The sequence below is a fragment of the Paraburkholderia sp. genome, assembly GCF_050742655.1.
Lineage (GTDB): Bacteria > Pseudomonadota > Gammaproteobacteria > Burkholderiales > Burkholderiaceae > Paraburkholderia.
Genome location: NZ_JBOIGG010000013.1, coordinates 1 through 15652 on the forward strand (window position 1 = coordinate 1; position 15652 = coordinate 15652).

The 15652-nt window shown below is 64.2% G+C and carries 9 protein-coding genes; 5 read left to right on the forward strand and 4 right to left on the reverse strand.

Features of this window, described 5'->3' with window-relative positions; genetic code table 11:
* Positions 1–149: 149 nt before the first annotated feature.
* Together dinB and ACREXZ_RS18705 are read left to right on the forward strand one after the other, a co-directional pair.
* On the forward strand, positions 150–1295 hold the full coding sequence (gene dinB, locus ACREXZ_RS18700) for a DNA polymerase IV (protein WP_431765604.1): 1146 nt from the start codon (positions 150–152) through the stop codon (positions 1293–1295).
* Between the two features lie 187 nt (positions 1296–1482).
* A complete protein-coding gene (locus tag ACREXZ_RS18705; RefSeq protein WP_431765605.1) occupies positions 1483–2772 on the forward strand; it encodes an amidohydrolase family protein in 1290 nt (429 codons plus the stop codon).
* Positions 2773–2917: 145 nt separating this feature from the next.
* On the opposite strand, the gene ACREXZ_RS18710 is transcribed toward ACREXZ_RS18705, so the two are convergent.
* Positions 2918–5020: a M3 family metallopeptidase gene (locus ACREXZ_RS18710; protein ID WP_431765606.1), complete on the reverse strand. Its 2103-nt coding sequence runs from the start codon at positions 5018–5020 to the stop codon at positions 2918–2920.
* 325 nt (positions 5021–5345) lie between these two features.
* Between ACREXZ_RS18710 and ACREXZ_RS18715 the strand changes: the two genes are divergently transcribed.
* Positions 5346–6470, forward strand: a complete 1125-nt coding sequence (locus tag ACREXZ_RS18715; protein ID WP_431765607.1) for an acyltransferase family protein — start codon at positions 5346–5348, stop codon at positions 6468–6470.
* A gap of 31 nt (positions 6471–6501) precedes the next feature.
* Here the strand turns inward: ACREXZ_RS18715 and folD are convergent, their stop codons facing one another.
* From folD to fixL, 3 genes are all read right to left on the reverse strand, one after another.
* On the reverse strand, positions 6502–7359 hold the full coding sequence (gene folD / locus ACREXZ_RS18720; protein WP_431765608.1) for a bifunctional methylenetetrahydrofolate dehydrogenase/methenyltetrahydrofolate cyclohydrolase FolD: 858 nt from the start codon (positions 7357–7359) through the stop codon (positions 6502–6504).
* Positions 7360–7670: 311 nt separating this feature from the next.
* The gene (gene fixJ, locus ACREXZ_RS18725; protein WP_431765609.1) at positions 7671–8315 is read right to left on the reverse strand and encodes an oxygen response regulator transcription factor FixJ; all 645 of its coding nucleotides are present in this window, start codon (positions 8313–8315) and stop codon (positions 7671–7673) included.
* Positions 8312–10825: an oxygen sensor histidine kinase FixL gene (fixL, locus tag ACREXZ_RS18730; protein WP_431765610.1), complete on the reverse strand. Its 2514-nt coding sequence runs from the start codon at positions 10823–10825 to the stop codon at positions 8312–8314. The genes fixJ and fixL overlap by 4 nt, the downstream gene beginning before the upstream one ends.
* Before the next feature lie 290 nt (positions 10826–11115).
* Here fixL and aceE point away from each other — a divergent pair, with 290 nt between their 5' ends.
* Together aceE and aceF are read left to right on the forward strand one after the other, a co-directional pair.
* Positions 11116–13821 (forward strand): pyruvate dehydrogenase (acetyl-transferring), homodimeric type, encoded by a 2706-nt coding sequence (aceE, locus tag ACREXZ_RS18735; RefSeq protein WP_431765611.1) that lies wholly within the window; start codon positions 11116–11118, stop codon positions 13819–13821.
* Between the two features lie 73 nt (positions 13822–13894).
* Positions 13895–15547 (forward strand): dihydrolipoyllysine-residue acetyltransferase, encoded by a 1653-nt coding sequence (aceF, locus tag ACREXZ_RS18740; RefSeq protein WP_431765612.1) that lies wholly within the window; start codon positions 13895–13897, stop codon positions 15545–15547.
* The last annotated feature ends 105 nt before the right edge of the window (positions 15548–15652 follow it).

Below are 15652 nucleotides of genomic sequence, written 5' to 3' on the forward strand. Positions count from 1 at the left end.
TATCGTCTGCTTGAGCAGGCGGTTATATGCGAACCGGTCACGTACCGTGATGTTGCCCGAAAGCATGACGCACCGACCGCACCAGATTCCCACAATATGGAATAGTGGTGCTAAGTGGATAGCCCTTGTTTTTGTACAGTATCGGCATCTTGGAACCACCCGATCCCGATTCCTCTCCGCTTTCGTCCGAACCGTCGCCGCTGCGCAAGATCGTCCATTGCGACTGCGACTGCTTCTACGCGTCGGTCGAAATGCGCGACGACCCGTCGCTGCGCGGCCGGCCGCTTGCGGTTGGCCGCCGGCCCGAGCATCGCGGCGTGGTCGCGACCTGCAATTACGAGGCGCGCCGCTTCGGTGTGCATTCGGCGATGTCGTCCGCGCTCGCGATGCGCAAGTGTCCCGAACTGCTGATCATGCCGCCGTCGATGGAAAAGTACCGCATCGCGTCCCGCCAGATCATGGCGATCTACCGCGACTACACGGCCGACGTTGAACCGCTGTCGCTCGACGAAGCCTATCTCGACGTCACTCACACCACGCGCTGCAAGGGCAGTGCGACGCTGATGGCGAGCGAGATCCGTCAGCGCGTGCGCGAGACGGTCGGCGTGACGGTGTCGGCGGGCGTCGCGCCGAACAAGTTCGTCGCGAAGATCGCGTCGGACTGGAACAAGCCCGACGGCCTCTACGTCGTGCGGCCGCACGAGGTCGACGCGTTCGTCGCCGCGTTGCCGGTGCGCAAGATTTTCGGCGTCGGCAAGGTGACGGCGGCGCGGCTCGAGAAGCTCGGGCTCGTCACGTGCGCGGATGTCCGCACGTGGTCGCTGATCGATCTGCACCAGCACTTCGGCGTGTTCGGCAAGCGGCTCTACGAGCTGGCGCGTGGCATCGATGTGCGGCCCGTTCGTGCGAACCAGGAGCGCAAGTCGGTGAGCGTCGAGACCACCTACGTCACCGATCTCACGACGCTCGACGCATGCGCGGACGAAGTGCGTCGGCTCACCGCGATGCTCGATGAGCGCATCGCGCGGGCAGAGGCGGGGCCGGCGGTCCGCAAGCTGTTCGTGAAGATCCGCTTCGCCGATTTCCAGCGGACGACAGTCGAATGCGTTGGTGACGCGACCGACGTGCCGACGCTGCTCGGCCTGCTCGAAAAGGGTTTCGCGCGGCGTAACCAGCCGGTGCGGCTGCTTGGCGTCGGTGTGCGGCTCGAAGAGGACGATGTGGCACAGCGTGGGCAGTTTGATCTGTTCGATGAGGATGATGCGGACGGGCCCGATGAAGTTGCCTCTGTCTGACTTTGCCGATCTTCGCGTAACCATTCGCCGCATGGTTTTCTGATGCCGATAGAATTCGAAGCAGACAGCAACTATCTTGCATGGGACAGTAGTAGGCGCTAAAGCCGCCAACTGCTGTCGACAGCTTTGCATGGGACAGCAGTAGGCGCTAAAGCCGCCAACTGCTGTCGACAGAGGAGAGACGCACATGGACCTGATCATTCGCCGCGCCGCATTGCCACGCAGTACGTCGCAGCACGAGGGACTCGTCGACATCGGTATCGACGCTGGCCGCATCGTCGCAGTCGAACCACGTCTCGCCGCGACCGCAGCCGACGAAATCGATGCGGCAGGCTCGCTCGTCACGCCGCCGTTCGTCGATCCGCATTTCCATATGGACGCGACGCTGTCGTACGGGCTGCCGCGTGTGAACGCCTCGGGCACGCTGCTCGAAGGCATCGCACTGTGGGGCGAACTGAAGCCGCAGCTGACGCAGGACGCGCTCGTCGAACGCGCACTGCAGTATTGCGACTGGGCGGTCGCGCGCGGGCTGCTCGCGATCCGTAGCCACGTCGATATCTGCGACGAGCGGCTGCTCGCGGTCGAAGCGCTGCTCGAAGTGAAGCGCCGCGTCGCGCCGTACCTCGATCTGCAACTCGTCGCGTTTCCGCAGGACGGTCTGCTGCGCAGTCCCGGTGCGTTCGACAACCTGAAGCGCGCGATCGCGCTCGGCGTCGACGTGGTCGGCGGCATTCCGCACTTCGAGCGCACGATGGCGGACGGCGCACAGTCGGTGCGGCTGCTGTGCGAATTCGCGGCGGACAAGGGGCTGCGTGTCGATATGCATTGCGACGAATCGGACGATCCGCTGTCGCGCCATATCGAAACGCTCGCGGCCGAAACGCATCGGCTGGGGCTGCACGGTCGCGTCGCCGGCTCGCATCTGACGTCGATGCATTCGATGGACAACTACTACGTCAGCAAGCTGCTGCCTCTGATGCGCGAAGCGGGCGTCGCGGCGATCGCGAATCCGCTGATCAACATTACGCTGCAGGGCCGCTCGGACACCTACCCGAAACGACGCGGTATGACGCGCGTGCCGGAGATGCTCGCCGCGGGTATCACGGTTGCGTTCGGCCACGACTGCGTGATGGACCCGTGGTACAGCCTCGGCTCCGGCGATATGCTCGAGGTCGCGCACATGGGGCTGCACGTCGCGCAGATGACGGGCGTCGACGCGATGCACGCGTGCTTCGACGCGGTGACGGTGAACGCCGCGCGCATCCTCGGACTCGACGGCTACGGCATCGCGCCGGGCTGCGACGCGAACTGCGTGGTGCTCGACGCACGCGATCCGGTCGAGGCGATCCGTCTGCGTGCGGCGCGGCTCGCGGTCGTGCGGCGCGGCAAGGTGGTGAGCCGTGCGCCTGCGGCCCGTGCTGTGCTGTCGCTCGACGGGCGGCCCGCCGAAGTCGATTTCCGGCTGCACCGCGAATAAAAAAGCCGGCGCCCGCACGAGGCGGGCGCCGGCTTCGGCGAATGGACATTGCAGGGTGCCGCGTGATCCTTCGCTGCGATGTGTCACGGCAATATGCCATCGCTATCTGCCACTTCAATTCAGCAGCAGCGGATAGCAGCGACGCTCAGTTCGCGGCGCCTGGTGTCATCCCGTTATGCCGCAACAGCGCATCGATGTCCGGCTCACGACCACGAAACGCCTTGAACGATTCCATCGCCGGACGGCTGCCGCCCACTTCGAGAATCTCCTTGCGATAGCGCGTGCCGGTGGCCGCATCGAGCACGCTGCCGTTCGACGCCTGCGCAGCTTCTTCGAACGCCGCGTATGCATCGGCCGACAGCACCTCCGCCCACTTGTAGCTGTAGTAGCCCGCCGCGTAGCCGCCCGCGAAGATATGGCTGAACGTGTTCGGCCAGCGCGAGAACGACGCCTGCGGCACGACGTGGAAGCGCTCGTTGATCTCGCGCGCCAGATCGTTCGCGCTCTTCGGACCGGACGGATCGAAGTCGACGTGCAGCCGCATGTCGAACATCGAGAACACGATCTGCCGCGCGGTGCCGAGGCCGCTCTGGAAATTCTTCGCCGCGAGCATCTTGTCGAACAGTTCACGCGGCAGCGGTTTCGCGGTATCGACATGCGACGTCATGTCGGACAGCACGTCCCACTCCCAGCAGAAGTTCTCCATGAACTGCGACGGCAGTTCGACCGCATCCCATTCAACGCCGTTGAGACCCGACACGCCCAGCTCCTCGACGCGCGTCAGCATGTGATGCAGGCCGTGTCCGGTTTCATGGAACAGCGTGATCACTTCGTCGTGCGTGAAGCATGCGGGCTTGCCGCCGACCGGCGCGGAGAAGTTGCACGTCAGGTACGCGACCGGCGTCTGCACACCGCCGTGCGCGAGCTTGTGACGCGCGCGCGCATCGTCCATCCATGCGCCGCCGCGCTTGCCCTCGCGCGCGTAGAGGTCGAGGTAGAACTGCGCGACGAGGCCGCCGTCCTGATTCTCGACGCGGAAGAAGCGCACGTCCGGATGCCACAGCAGGGCTTCGTCGCGGCGGATGCGCACGCCGAACAGCGTCTCGATCACCTTGAAGAGTCCCTTCAGCACCGCGTCTTCGGGGAAGTACTGTTTGACCTCGTTTTCGGAGAACGCGTAACGGTTCTGACGCAGGCGCTCGGCGGCGAACGTCGTGTCCCATGGCTGCAGTTCCGCCATGCCGAGTTCGTCGGCGGCGAACGTGCGCAGTTCCTGCCAGTCGCGTTCGGCGTGAGGCCGCGCGCGGTCGGCGAGGTCTTCGAGGAACGCCATTACCTGCTCTGGCGACTCCGCCATCTTCGGCGCGAGCGACACTTCGGCGAAGTTGCGATAGCCGATCATGTGCGCTTCTTCCGCGCGCAACTGAAGCTGCTCGGCCAGATTCGCGGTGTTGTCCCACTCGGGCTTGCCGCCGCCGTATGCGGCGCCGAGTTCCGACGCGCGTGTCACGTACGCGCGATACATTGCTTCGCGCATCGCGCGGTTTTCCGAGTACTGCATCACGGGGAAGTACGACGGGAAGTGCAGCGTGAACTTCCAGCCTTCCTTGCCTTCGCGTTCGGCTGCTTCACGCGCGGCCGCGATCGTGTCTTCGGGCAGGCCGGCAAGTTCGGCTTCGCTGGTCGCGATGTAGGCGTAGGCGTTGGTCGCGTCGAGTACGTGGTCGGAGAACGCTTTCGACAGCCCCGCCTGGCGCTCTTGCAGTTCAGCGAAATGCGGCTTCTGGTCTTCAGGCAGTTCGGCGCCGGACAGGCGGAAATCGCGCAGCGAGTTGTCGAGGATCTTGCGGCGCTCGCCGGTGAGCGCGGAGAATTCGCCGCCGGCGGCGATCGCCTTGTACTTTTCGTAAAGCGCGAGGTTCTGTCCGACGCTCGACCAGAACTCGGTCACGCGCGGCAGGTTTTCGCCGTACACCGCACGCAGTTCCGGCGTATCGGCCACAGCATTCAGATGGCCGATGACGCCCCACGCGCGCGACAGCGGCTCGCTCGCACGTTCGACGGGCTCGACGACGTCGGCCCACGACGAAGGCGTGGCGGGGGCGCTGGCGCGCTCGACGGCGGCGCTCGCATCGGCGAGCAGCACGTCGAGTGCGGGCGTCACGTGTTCGGGGCGGATGTCGCCGAAGCGCGGCAGGTCGGAGAAGTCGAGGAGCGGATTGTCGGATGTCGATTGGGTTTGGGACATGGTGCTTCCTGTCTAACGCGAAAAAGGGGTAGGCGAAGCGGCTTGCCGCCCGTGCCACATGAACACATATAGGCACTATGGGGGCGGTGCGTGGTGATTCCAGTCCGCCTGCAGGACAAATTACCAGAACTTTGAAGAGAGGGCGTTTTCTGAGGGGATTTTTGGTCCGGTTCCGCGTACCCGGGTATGCACGGCCACTGTGGGCGAGCGCACCGTCATCGCGCTGCATTTGCCGCATCGTGGCGGGCATGCCTGGTTCGGCGCCGCGATGTCAGCCGGCCTGCATGTTTATCCATCCCTCTCCCGCCTTGTCATTGTCATCGCGATGAATCTGCTTTCGCATTCGCTGTCGCGCAACGGGAACAATTTCGGCCTCGTGCGTCTGATTGCCGCAATCTCGGTGGTCTATTACCACTCGTTCCTGATCCAGTTGCCCGACGGCACGAGCGATCCGGTTGGAGCCGCGCTCGGGTTCGACGGCGCGGGCTGCTTCGGTGTGTACGCGTTCTTTCTACTGAGCGGCATGCTGATCACGGCGAGCTTCGTGCACCAGCGCTCGGCGGCGCGCTTCGTTGCGTTGCGGGTCGCGCGGCTGTGGCCGGCGGTCGCGGTCGGCTCGCTGTTCGCGGTGTTCGCGATCGGACCGCTGTTCACGACGCTGCCGCTGTCCGCGTATTTTCATCTGCACGCGACGTGGGCCAATCTCGACAACTTCTCGACGCTCGTGTTGAAGCACGGCTGGGTGCTGCCTGGCGTGTTCGAGCACAACCGCTTCGGCCCCGACGTCAGCGCGCCGCTGTGGACGCTGCCGCTCGAGGTCCGCTGCTATCTGATCGTGCTCGCAACGGGGATGGTCGGACTGCTGTCGACGAATCGTGGGATCGTCGCGGCGGCGTTTATCGGGCTCGTCGCGTTCGGGCTGCACGTGCACGTCGCTCCGTTCCAGCTCGGTCTGCGCGATTTCGCCGACAAGCCGGGCGGCTACTCGTTCTGGCCGGAGCCGTTCTTCATGCTGGGGATGCTGTTGTACGGAGTGCGCGACCATGTGCGCATCGACGGGCTCGCGGCGCTCGCGTTGTTCGGCCTGTATTTCGCGTTCCACGATACGGCCGCCGCGCAGCCGTTGTTCTATCTGGCGTTCGCGTACGGCGTGCTGTGGACCGGCACGACGCCGCTGCTGCGCCGCTGGGTGCCGGGCAACGATTACTCGTATGGGATCTATCTGTATGGGTTCGCGATCCAGCAGTGCGTCGCGGCGATTGCGCCGCGGCTGGATCATCTGACCGCGCTACTGATCGCGGCGCCGGCGATCCTGCTGTGCGCGGCGCTGTCGTGGCATCTCGTCGAGCGGCCCGCGTTGCGCTGGTGCCGGCGACGCATCGCGCGTTCGCCGGGTTCGTCTGGTCGCTCATCGGGTGCCGACGAAAGCGCGGTCGAGCCGGCGAACTGAACTACGCGCGACGCAAAACTGCGTGTGTCGTTTAAGCGCGGCCCGCAGCCCGTTCGGCGGCTTCGATCGTGTTGACGAGCAGCATCGTGATCGTCATCGGACCGACACCGCCCGGCACCGGCGTGATATAGCCGGCCACTTCCTTCACGCCCGCGAAGTCGACGTCGCCGCACAGCTTGCCGGCGTCGTCGCGATTCATACCGACGTCGATCACCGTCGCGCCGGGCTTCACCATGTCGGCGGTCAGGATGTTGCGCTTGCCGACGGCCGCGACGATGACGTCAGCGGTGCGCGTGTGCGCGGCGAGATCGCGGGTCTTGCTATGGCAGATCGTGACGGTCGCGCCCGCTTCGAGCAGCATCAGCGCGACCGGCTTGCCGACATTGTTCGAGCGGCCGATCACGACCGCGTTCGCGCCGCGCAGCGCAATGCCGTACGCGTCGAACATCTTCATCACGCCGTATGGCGTGCACGGGCGGAACAGCGGCTTGCCGGTCATCAGCGCACCCGCGTTCGCGACGTGAAAACCGTCGACGTCCTTCTCCAGCGCAATCGCTTCGATGACCTTGTGGGGGTCGATATGCGGCGGCAGCGGCAACTGCACGAGAATCCCGTGGATCTCCGGCGCGCGGTTCAACGCATCGATGCGTGCGAGCAGGTCGGCTTCGGAGAGCGTCGCGGGATAGCGGTCGTACGACGAGAAGAGGCCGTTATCCTCGCAGGCCTTGACCTTGTTGCGCACATACACTTCGCTCGCCGGATCGTCGCCGACCAGCACGACGGCGAGGCCGGGGCGATGGCCGCGGGCCGTCAGCGCGGCGGCGCGTGTGGCGACATCGGTGCGCAGGGTCCTGGAAAGGGCGGTGCCGTCGATCAGTTTGGCTGTCATGGTCGGTCAGATAGGGCGGTCGGAATGTGGGCGGCGGGCAGCGCGGATGCGGTGGCGTTTTTCAGCAGGAACCTGGCGGCTCGCGAAAAGCGCGCGGTGCGGAAACTGCGGCGCGTCGGGAGCGACATTATACCGTCGCGGTTTTGTTCGGCGAGGGGCAGCGTCTACGAGACGCCGGGCGCACAAACGACGAGGCCGGACCACAAAGGGCCCGGCCTCGTCAACAGACAGGAAGTGCTGCGCACACCCGTTCGGCGTGCGTGAATAAGCTCGGCGTCAATACGTTCGGCGCGCGACGGCGCCCAGCGTGACTACCCTTGCTGTTGCGGCTTGTTCGACAGCGCGAGTCGCAGCAGATCGGCGACCGTGTTGACGTTGAGCTTTTCCATGATGTTCGCGCGATGCGCTTCGACCGTCTTGATGCTGATGCCGAGATCGTCGGCGATCTGCTTGTTCAGCCGGCCGGCGATGATCCGCTCGAGCACCTGATGTTCACGCGCGGTGAGCTTGCCGAGGCGCTCGGCCGCCGCACGCTGCTGCTGGACACTGGTGCTTTCGCTGCGCGCCTTGTCGAGCATCCGCTCGACGAGCTTGCGCAGTTCGGCTTCGTCGAACGGTTTCTCGATGAAGTCCATCGCGCCTTTTTTCATCGTCGACACGGCCATCGGCACATCGCCGTGACCCGTGACGAAGATGATCGGCAGCGACGCGTTGTCGGCGATCAGCCGCTCCTGCAGTTCGAGCCCGCTCATGCCGGACATCCGCACGTCGAGAATCAGACACGCGATCTGTCCCGGATGCTGCGCGGGGTGCCATGCGTCGAGAAACTGCTCAGAGCTGGAGAAGCACTGCACGCGGTAGCCGTTCGCCTCCAGCAGCCAGCGCAGCGAGTCGCGCACGGCCTCGTCGTCGTCGACAACAAAGACGGTTTCCTGTGTGGTGACTGGGGTGTTCATGGCTCTCCCGTAACGGTTTGTGGTATCGGCGCCTCGGACCCGCCGTTGCTCGGGCCGTCAGGCTCCCCAATGGGCAGACTGCAGTGAAAGGTCGCACCGGTGATGTGGCCGTCAGCCTCGACGTTGTTGACCACCCACAGACGACCTCGATGCGATTCGATAATCGAACGGCAAATGTTGAGACCCATTCCCATGCCGTCCGACTTGGTACTGTAGAACGGCTCGAACAGACGCTCGGCCATCGCCTCGTCGACGCCCGGCCCCTGATCGACGACGCTGATGCAGACGAATCCGCTGTCGAGCCGCACGACTACGCGAACCACCGGATCGATCGCATTCGGCCGCGCGTCGTGCATCGCTTCGGCCGCGTTCTTCAGCAGGTTCACCAGCACCTGCTCGATCAGCACCGGGTCGACGTAGATCACGGGCAGCCGCGAACGCAGGTCGGTGACGATGCGGATGCGGCGTTTGCGTGCCTCGAGTTCAGCAAGACCAACCGCGTCCGCGACGATGTCGGCAACGCGGGTGGCCTGGCGCTTCGGTTCGCTGCGTTTCACGAATTCACGGATCCGCTTGATGATCATGCCTGCCCGAACGGCCTGCTGCGCGGTCTTTTCGAGCACGGGCAGCAGATTGTCAGGCGTCGTCCGACCAGATTTAACCAGTGCGACGGTTCCGGAGCAATAGTTATTGATCGCGGCGAGCGGCTGGTTCAGTTCGTGCGCGAGCGACGACGCCATTTCGCCCATCGTCATCAGGCGGCTCGTGAACTGCAGCTTTTCGTCCTGCTGGCGCGCCAGTTCCTGCGCCTGCTTGCGGGTCGTGATGTCGGTGGCGATCTGCATCTGCGCGAGGTGGCCGTCGACCCACTGAATGTACTGGCGCCGTACCTCGAACCATTTCTGGGCGCTTTGTACGTAGATTTCCTGCGCGTCCGCGGTGCTTTCGGTCAGCGCTGCGGCGGGCAGGCCGGCGTACGCGTCGACCAGATCGATCGAATCGGACGACGCCTCGCCGCTGTCGAAGCCGCCGCCCGCGAGTTCGAGATGGCCGTCCGGGCGGATGCCGAACAGGTGCCGGTAGTAGCGGTTCGCGAACAGCAGCTCGGCTTCGTCGGCGGCGAGCACCGACACCGCAGCATCGAGGCTTTCGAGTACCGTCGTGAAGCGCTCGTGCGCGGCGGCGAGTTCTTCGCGTGCGCGCTTCGGTTCGGTGATGTCGGTCATCGACGACATCCAGCCGGTCTGGCGGCCCGAACTGTCGATCAGCGGCGATACGTAGAGCCGTGCATGGAACAGCGAGCCGTCCTTGCGGCGCACGCGCAACTCGAAGCCGGACGACGGCGCCTTGCCGCGCAGCGTCATGTCGAGCTGACGCTGCATCTCGGGATACGCGTCGCGCGGCCAGTACGGGAACGGCGCGTTCTTGCCGACGAGGTCGCTTTCGTCCCAGCCAGTCATCCGGCAGAACGCCGGATTCACGTGCGTGATGCGGCCGTGCATGTCGAGCACGCGCATACCGATCAGCACGGAATTTTCCATCGCGCGCCGGAAGAACGCTTCTGCATACAACGCCTGCTGCGCCTCGAAGCGCTGGCGGGTGTGCTTCCACAAGCTCCACAGGCTCCACAGCACGAAGCACGACAGACCCGCGACCAGCCACACGAGCGTGTTGTTCGTGAAGTTGGTCATCTGCGGATACGAGTACACGCGTACCGATACGCCGCGGCCCGGCGGGTCGAGCGGCAGATCGTAGAACACGTCGCGCGGCAGGCGCGGACGCGACGACGTGGTCGCGAGTTCGTGGTTGTTGACGTCGATGATCGAGATCTTGTACTTCGCGGACAGCTCGGGCGGAATGTCGTGCTTCAGGATCCCTTCGATCGAAAACACCGCGGCGATCGTGCCGAGAAAGTCGCGATCGCGATAGACCGGCGTCTGCAGCGTCAGATAGCCGTTGCCGACGTCGTCGTAGATCAGCGGCGAGTAGATCTGGCGGCGCGTGTTGCGCGCCTCGGCGAACGCGGCCTTGACGGCCTCGTCCATCTGCGTGTCGTTGGGTTTTGCGAGGCGCTGGCCGAACAGAGGCAGCGCGGTATTCGGCCAGCGCGGCTGCTGCAGGCTCGTGTACCAGTTCATGTAGAGGATTTCGGGGTGCCCCTGCATGATGTCCGTGGTGGACACCTGGAACGAATGCGGATCCGCATGGCCTGCAACGAGATCGCGCGACAGCGCCTGGATCTGTTCCTGCGCGCCTGTCATCGACAGGCGGATCTGCTGCTGCGCCCAGGCCACATTGCGATAGAGCGTGTCTTCCTGCTGCTGCTGCTCGCGCCGGTTGAGGCTCCACAGAATCAGGCTCATGACGATCAGGAACACCAGGATCGACAGCAGCGGCGTGAGCAAATAGGAGTTCGACCACCACGGTCCGTGGTGCCAGCGGGACGGCGACGAGTCCGCCGGCGAACCGGAAGGCCGCGCCGAGCGTGCGAAAAGCCGTTCGGTCAACATTGCGGCATTGTAGCGCAGCGTGTCGGGCTCAAATGCCGCAAAAAAGCACTGAAACTCCCCCTAATCGGAGCAAACTAGCCGACGTATCGGCAAGGGAGCAGTCAATTCAAGGTGCGCCGCAACAATTTTCCGCATTATGAGAATACATCTCGTAATTCGAAAATTTTGTTGCGCGGACATCGGGCGACTCATTACAATCGGCGGCAAAGCTAGCTGCAGTGGGTGAGTCTTGCCCGCGTTGTCCGTTCAGTCTGTCCAAAGAGGCGTTCCTTCAATTCTAGGAGACAAGCATGTCCGCTGTACCCGACGAAGTCATGAAATATGTCGCCGCCGAAAACGACGACGATCCGCAGGAAACCGGTGAATGGCTTGAAGCGCTGGATGGCGTGATTTCTGCTGTCGGACCGGACCGTGCGCACTACCTGATCGAGAAGCAGATCGAATTCGCCCGCGTGCACGGCGAACACCTGCCGTTCTCGGCCAACACACCCTACATCAATACGATTCCCGTTTCGCGTCAGGCGAAGATTCCCGGCGACCAGGACATCGAACACCGCATCCGCTCGTACACCCGCTGGAACGCGATCGCGATGGTGTTGCGCGCCGGCAAGGACACCAACGTCGGCGGCCACATCGCATCGTTCGCATCGGCCGCGACGCTGTATGACGTCGGCTTCAATCACTTCTGGCATGCGCCGTCGCCCGAGCATGGCGGCGACCTCGTGTTCGTGCAGGGCCATTCGTCGCCGGGCGTGTATTCGCGCGCATTTCTGCTCGGCCGTCTGACGGAGAACCAGCTCGACAACTTCCGTCAGGAAGTGGGCGGCGAGGGCATCTCGTCGTATCCGCATCCGTGGCTGATGCCGGACTTCTGGCAGTTCCCGACGGTGTCGATGGGCCTCGGTCCGATCATGGCGATCTACCAGGCGCGCTTCATGAAGTACCTGCAGGCGCGCGATATCGCGAAGACCGACGGCCGCAAGGTATGGGCGTTCCTCGGCGACGGCGAGACGGACGAACCGGAATCGCTCGGCGCGATCGGCATGGCCGGCCGCGAGCGGCTCGACAACCTCGTGTTCGTCATCAACTGCAATCTGCAGCGCCTCGACGGTCCGGTACGCGGCAACGGCAAGATCATCCAGGAACTCGAAAGCGAATTCCGCGGCGCGGGCTGGAACGTGATCAAGGTCGTGTGGGGCAGCCGCTGGGATGCGCTGTTTGCACGCGATCGTTCGGGCGCGCTGATGCGCCGGATGATGGAAGTCGTCGACGGCGAGTACCAGACGTACAAGTCGGAGTCGGGCGCCTTCGTGCGCGAGCATTTCTTCAACACGCCTGAACTGAAGGCGCTCGTCTCGGACTGGTCCGACGACGACATCTGGAATCTGAACCGCGGCGGCCACGACCCGCACAAGATCCACGCGGCGTTCCAGGAAGCGACGCATACCAAGGGCCAGCCGACCGTGATCCTCGCGAAGACGATCAAGGGCTACGGCATGGGCGAAGCCGGCCAGGCGATGAACATCACCCACCAGCAGAAGAAGATGCAGGTGGAGCAGCTGAAGCAGTTCCGCGATCAGTTCCGTCTGCCGATCTCCGACGAAGACCTCCCGAGCGTGCCGTACCTCAAGTTCGAGGAAGGCTCGAAAGAACTCGAATACATGCGCGCTCGCCGCCAGGAACTGGGCGGTTATCTGCCGGCTCGCCGGCAGAAGGCGGAATCGCTGCCGGTCCCGGCGCTCGACGTATTCGAGCCGCTGCTGAAGGGCACGGGCGAAGGCCGCGAGATCTCGACGACGATGGCATTCGTGCGGATTCTCAACATTCTGCTGAAGGACAAGGCGCTCGGTAAGCGCGTCGTGCCGATCGTGCCGGACGAGTCGCGTACGTTCGGTATGGAAGGCCTGTTCCGTCAGATCGGCATCTGGAATCAGGACGGCCAGAAGTACGTGCCAGAAGATTCCGACCAGCTGATGTTCTACAAGGAATCGAAAACCGGCCAGATCCTGCAGGAAGGGATCAACGAAGCCGGCGGTATGTCGGACTGGATCGCGGCCGCGACGTCGTATTCGACGCACGGCGAGATCATGATCCCGTTCTACATCTTCTATTCGATGTTCGGCTTCCAGCGCATCGGCGATCTCGCGTGGGCCGCGGGCGACATGCGCTCGCGCGGCTTCCTGCTGGGCGGTACCGCGGGCCGCACGACGCTGAACGGCGAAGGGCTGCAGCACGAAGACGGCCACTCGCTGCTGTGGGCCGCGTCGGTGCCGAACTGCATCAGCTACGACCCGACGTTCGGCTACGAACTCGCGGTGATCATGCAGGACGGTCTGCGCCGGATGGTGCAGGACCAGGAGGATGTGTACTACTACATCACGGTGATGAACGAGAACTACGAGCACCCGGCGATTCCGCAGGGCGAGCATGTAGCCGCCGACATCATCAAGGGCATGTACGCGTTCCGCAAGGCCGAAGACGCCGCATCGGGCAAGAGCACGCCGCGCGTGCAGTTGATGGGCGCGGGCACGATCTTCAACGAAGTGATCGCCGCCGCCGATCTGCTGAAGAACGACTGGGGCGTCGCCGCCGATCTGTGGAGCGTGCCGAGCTTCACCGAACTCGCGCGCGAAGGTCACGAAGTGCAGCGCTGGAATCTGCTGCACCCGACCGAAGAGAAGAAGGTGTCGCACGTCGAGAAGCTCCTGAAGGGCGCGCAAGGTCCGGTCATCGCATCGACCGACTATGTGCGCGCGCTGACCGAGCAGATTCGCGCGTTCGTGCCGCAACACTTCGTCGTGCTGGGCACCGACGGCTATGGCCGCTCGGACACGCGCGAGAAGTTGCGTCACTTCTTCGAGGTGGACCGCTACTGGGTGACCGTCGCCGCGCTGAACGCGCTTGCCGACGAAGGTACGATCGAACGCAAGGTTGTCGCCGATGCGCTCGCCAAGTACAACCTGGATCCCGCCAAACCCAACCCGATGACCGTTTAAGGCATCACCCCCCGCGTGTGTCGCACGTGCTTCCCCGCATGGGGAGGCGCGCGCGTCCCAGGAGACACCCACAATGAGTCAAGCGATTGAAGTGAAGGTGCCGGACATCGGCGATTACAAGGACATTCCTGTGATCGAGGTGCTGGTGAAGGCGGGTGATGCCGTCGAGAAAGAGCAGTCGCTCGTGACCCTGGAGTCCGACAAGGCGACGATGGACGTGCCGAGCCCCGCATCGGGCACGGTCAAGGAAGTGAAGGTCAAGCTCGGCGATACCGTTTCGGAAGGCACGCTGATCGTTGTGCTCGATGGCGCCGAAGGTGCGGCAGCGAAGCCTGCGCAGGCGAATGGTGCGCAGCCGGCGGCGGCACCTGCTCCGGCGCCCGCACCTGCGGCTGCTGCACCCGCTGCGAGCGGTGGCGGTGTTCAGGAAGTGAAGGTCCCCGATATCGGCGACTACAAGGACGTGCCGGTGATCGAAGTGGCCGTGAAGGTCGGCGATCGCGTCGAGAAGGAACAGTCGCTCGTCACGCTCGAATCGGACAAGGCGACGATGGACGTGCCGAGCCCGATCTCCGGCGTCGTCAAGGAAATCAAGGTGAAGGTCGGCGACGCGGTGTCGGAAGGCTCCGTGATCGTGCTGCTCGAAGGCGAGGGCGCTGTTGCTGCGCCTGCAGCCGCACCTGCGGCTCCCGCGCCGGCAGCGAAGCAGGAAACCGCGCAGAAGCCGGCGAGTGTCGCTTCGTCCGCTCCGTCCGCGCTCGCTGAGGCACCGTCGATTCCGGCCGGCGAAGGCGGTGCGCATCGTACGAGCCATGCATCGCCGTCGGTACGCAAGTTCGCGCGCGAACTCGGCGTCGATGTGTCGCGTGTTCAAGGTACGGGTCCGAAGGGCCGCATTACGCAGGACGACATCACCGCGTTCGTGAAGGGCGTGATGACCGGTCAGCGTGCAGCACCTGCCGGAGCTGCGCCGGCTGCCGCGGGTGGCGGCGAACTGAACCTGCTGCCCTGGCCGAAGATCGACTTCACGAAGTTTGGCCCGGTCGATCCGAAGCCGCTGTCACGCATCAAGAAGATCTCGGGCGCGAACCTGCATCGCAACTGGGTGATGATTCCGCACGTCACGAACAACGACGAAGCCGATATCACCGAGCTCGAAGCGCTGCGCGTGCAGTTGAACAAGGAGAACGAGAAGGCCGGCGTGAAGTTCACGATGCTGGCGTTCGTGATCAAGGCGTGCGTCGCCGCGCTGAAGAAATTCCCGACCTTCAACGCGAGTCTCGACGGCGACAATCTGGTGTTCAAGCAGTACTACAACATCGGTTTCGCCGCGGACACGCCGAACGGCTTGATGGTGCCGGTGATCCGCGATGCGGACAAGAAGGGGCTCGTCGATATCGCGAAGGAAATGGCCGATCTGTCGAAGGCCGCGCGGGAAGGCAAGCTGAAGCCGGACCAGATGCAGGGCGGCTGCTTCTCGATTTCGTCGCTGGGCGGCATTGGCGGCACGCACTTCACGCCGATCATCAACGCGCCGGAAGTGGCGATTCTCGGTCTGTCGCGCGGCGCGATGAAGCCGGTGTGGGACGGCAAGCAGTTCGTGCCGCGCCTGACGTTGCCGCTGTCGCTGTCGTACGATCACCGCGTGATCGATGGTGCCGAGGCTGCGCGCTTCAATGCGTACCTGTCGTCTATTCTTGCCGATTTCCGGCGTGTGATTCTTTGATCGTCGATTGAAGACGGCCGCGACGCGGGCTTCGATGCCGCGCGTCGCGGGCGTTGTTGAAGGGGCTGCGCATGTCGGCTAATGCCGCCGGTCCGCCCGATCGCG

What these genes read in the sequence shown, in the direction of transcription:
- ACREXZ_RS18705 (WP_431765605.1), top strand. Translation starts at nt 1,483, where the DNA reads ATGGACCTGATCATTCGCCGCGCCGCATTGCCACGCAGTACGTCGCAG.
- ACREXZ_RS18710 (WP_431765606.1), bottom strand. Translation starts at nt 5,020, where the DNA reads ATGTCCCAAACCCAATCGACATCCGACAATCCGCTCCTCGACTTCTCC.
- ACREXZ_RS18715 (WP_431765607.1), top strand. Translation starts at nt 5,346, where the DNA reads ATGAATCTGCTTTCGCATTCGCTGTCGCGCAACGGGAACAATTTCGGC.
- folD (WP_431765608.1), bottom strand. Translation starts at nt 7,359, where the DNA reads ATGACAGCCAAACTGATCGACGGCACCGCCCTTTCCAGGACCCTGCGC.
- fixJ (WP_431765609.1), bottom strand. Translation starts at nt 8,315, where the DNA reads ATGAACACCCCAGTCACCACACAGGAAACCGTCTTTGTTGTCGACGAC.
- fixL (WP_431765610.1), bottom strand. Translation starts at nt 10,825, where the DNA reads ATGTTGACCGAACGGCTTTTCGCACGCTCGGCGCGGCCTTCCGGTTCG.
- aceE (WP_431765611.1), top strand. Translation starts at nt 11,116, where the DNA reads ATGTCCGCTGTACCCGACGAAGTCATGAAATATGTCGCCGCCGAAAAC.
- aceF (WP_431765612.1), top strand. Translation starts at nt 13,895, where the DNA reads ATGAGTCAAGCGATTGAAGTGAAGGTGCCGGACATCGGCGATTACAAG.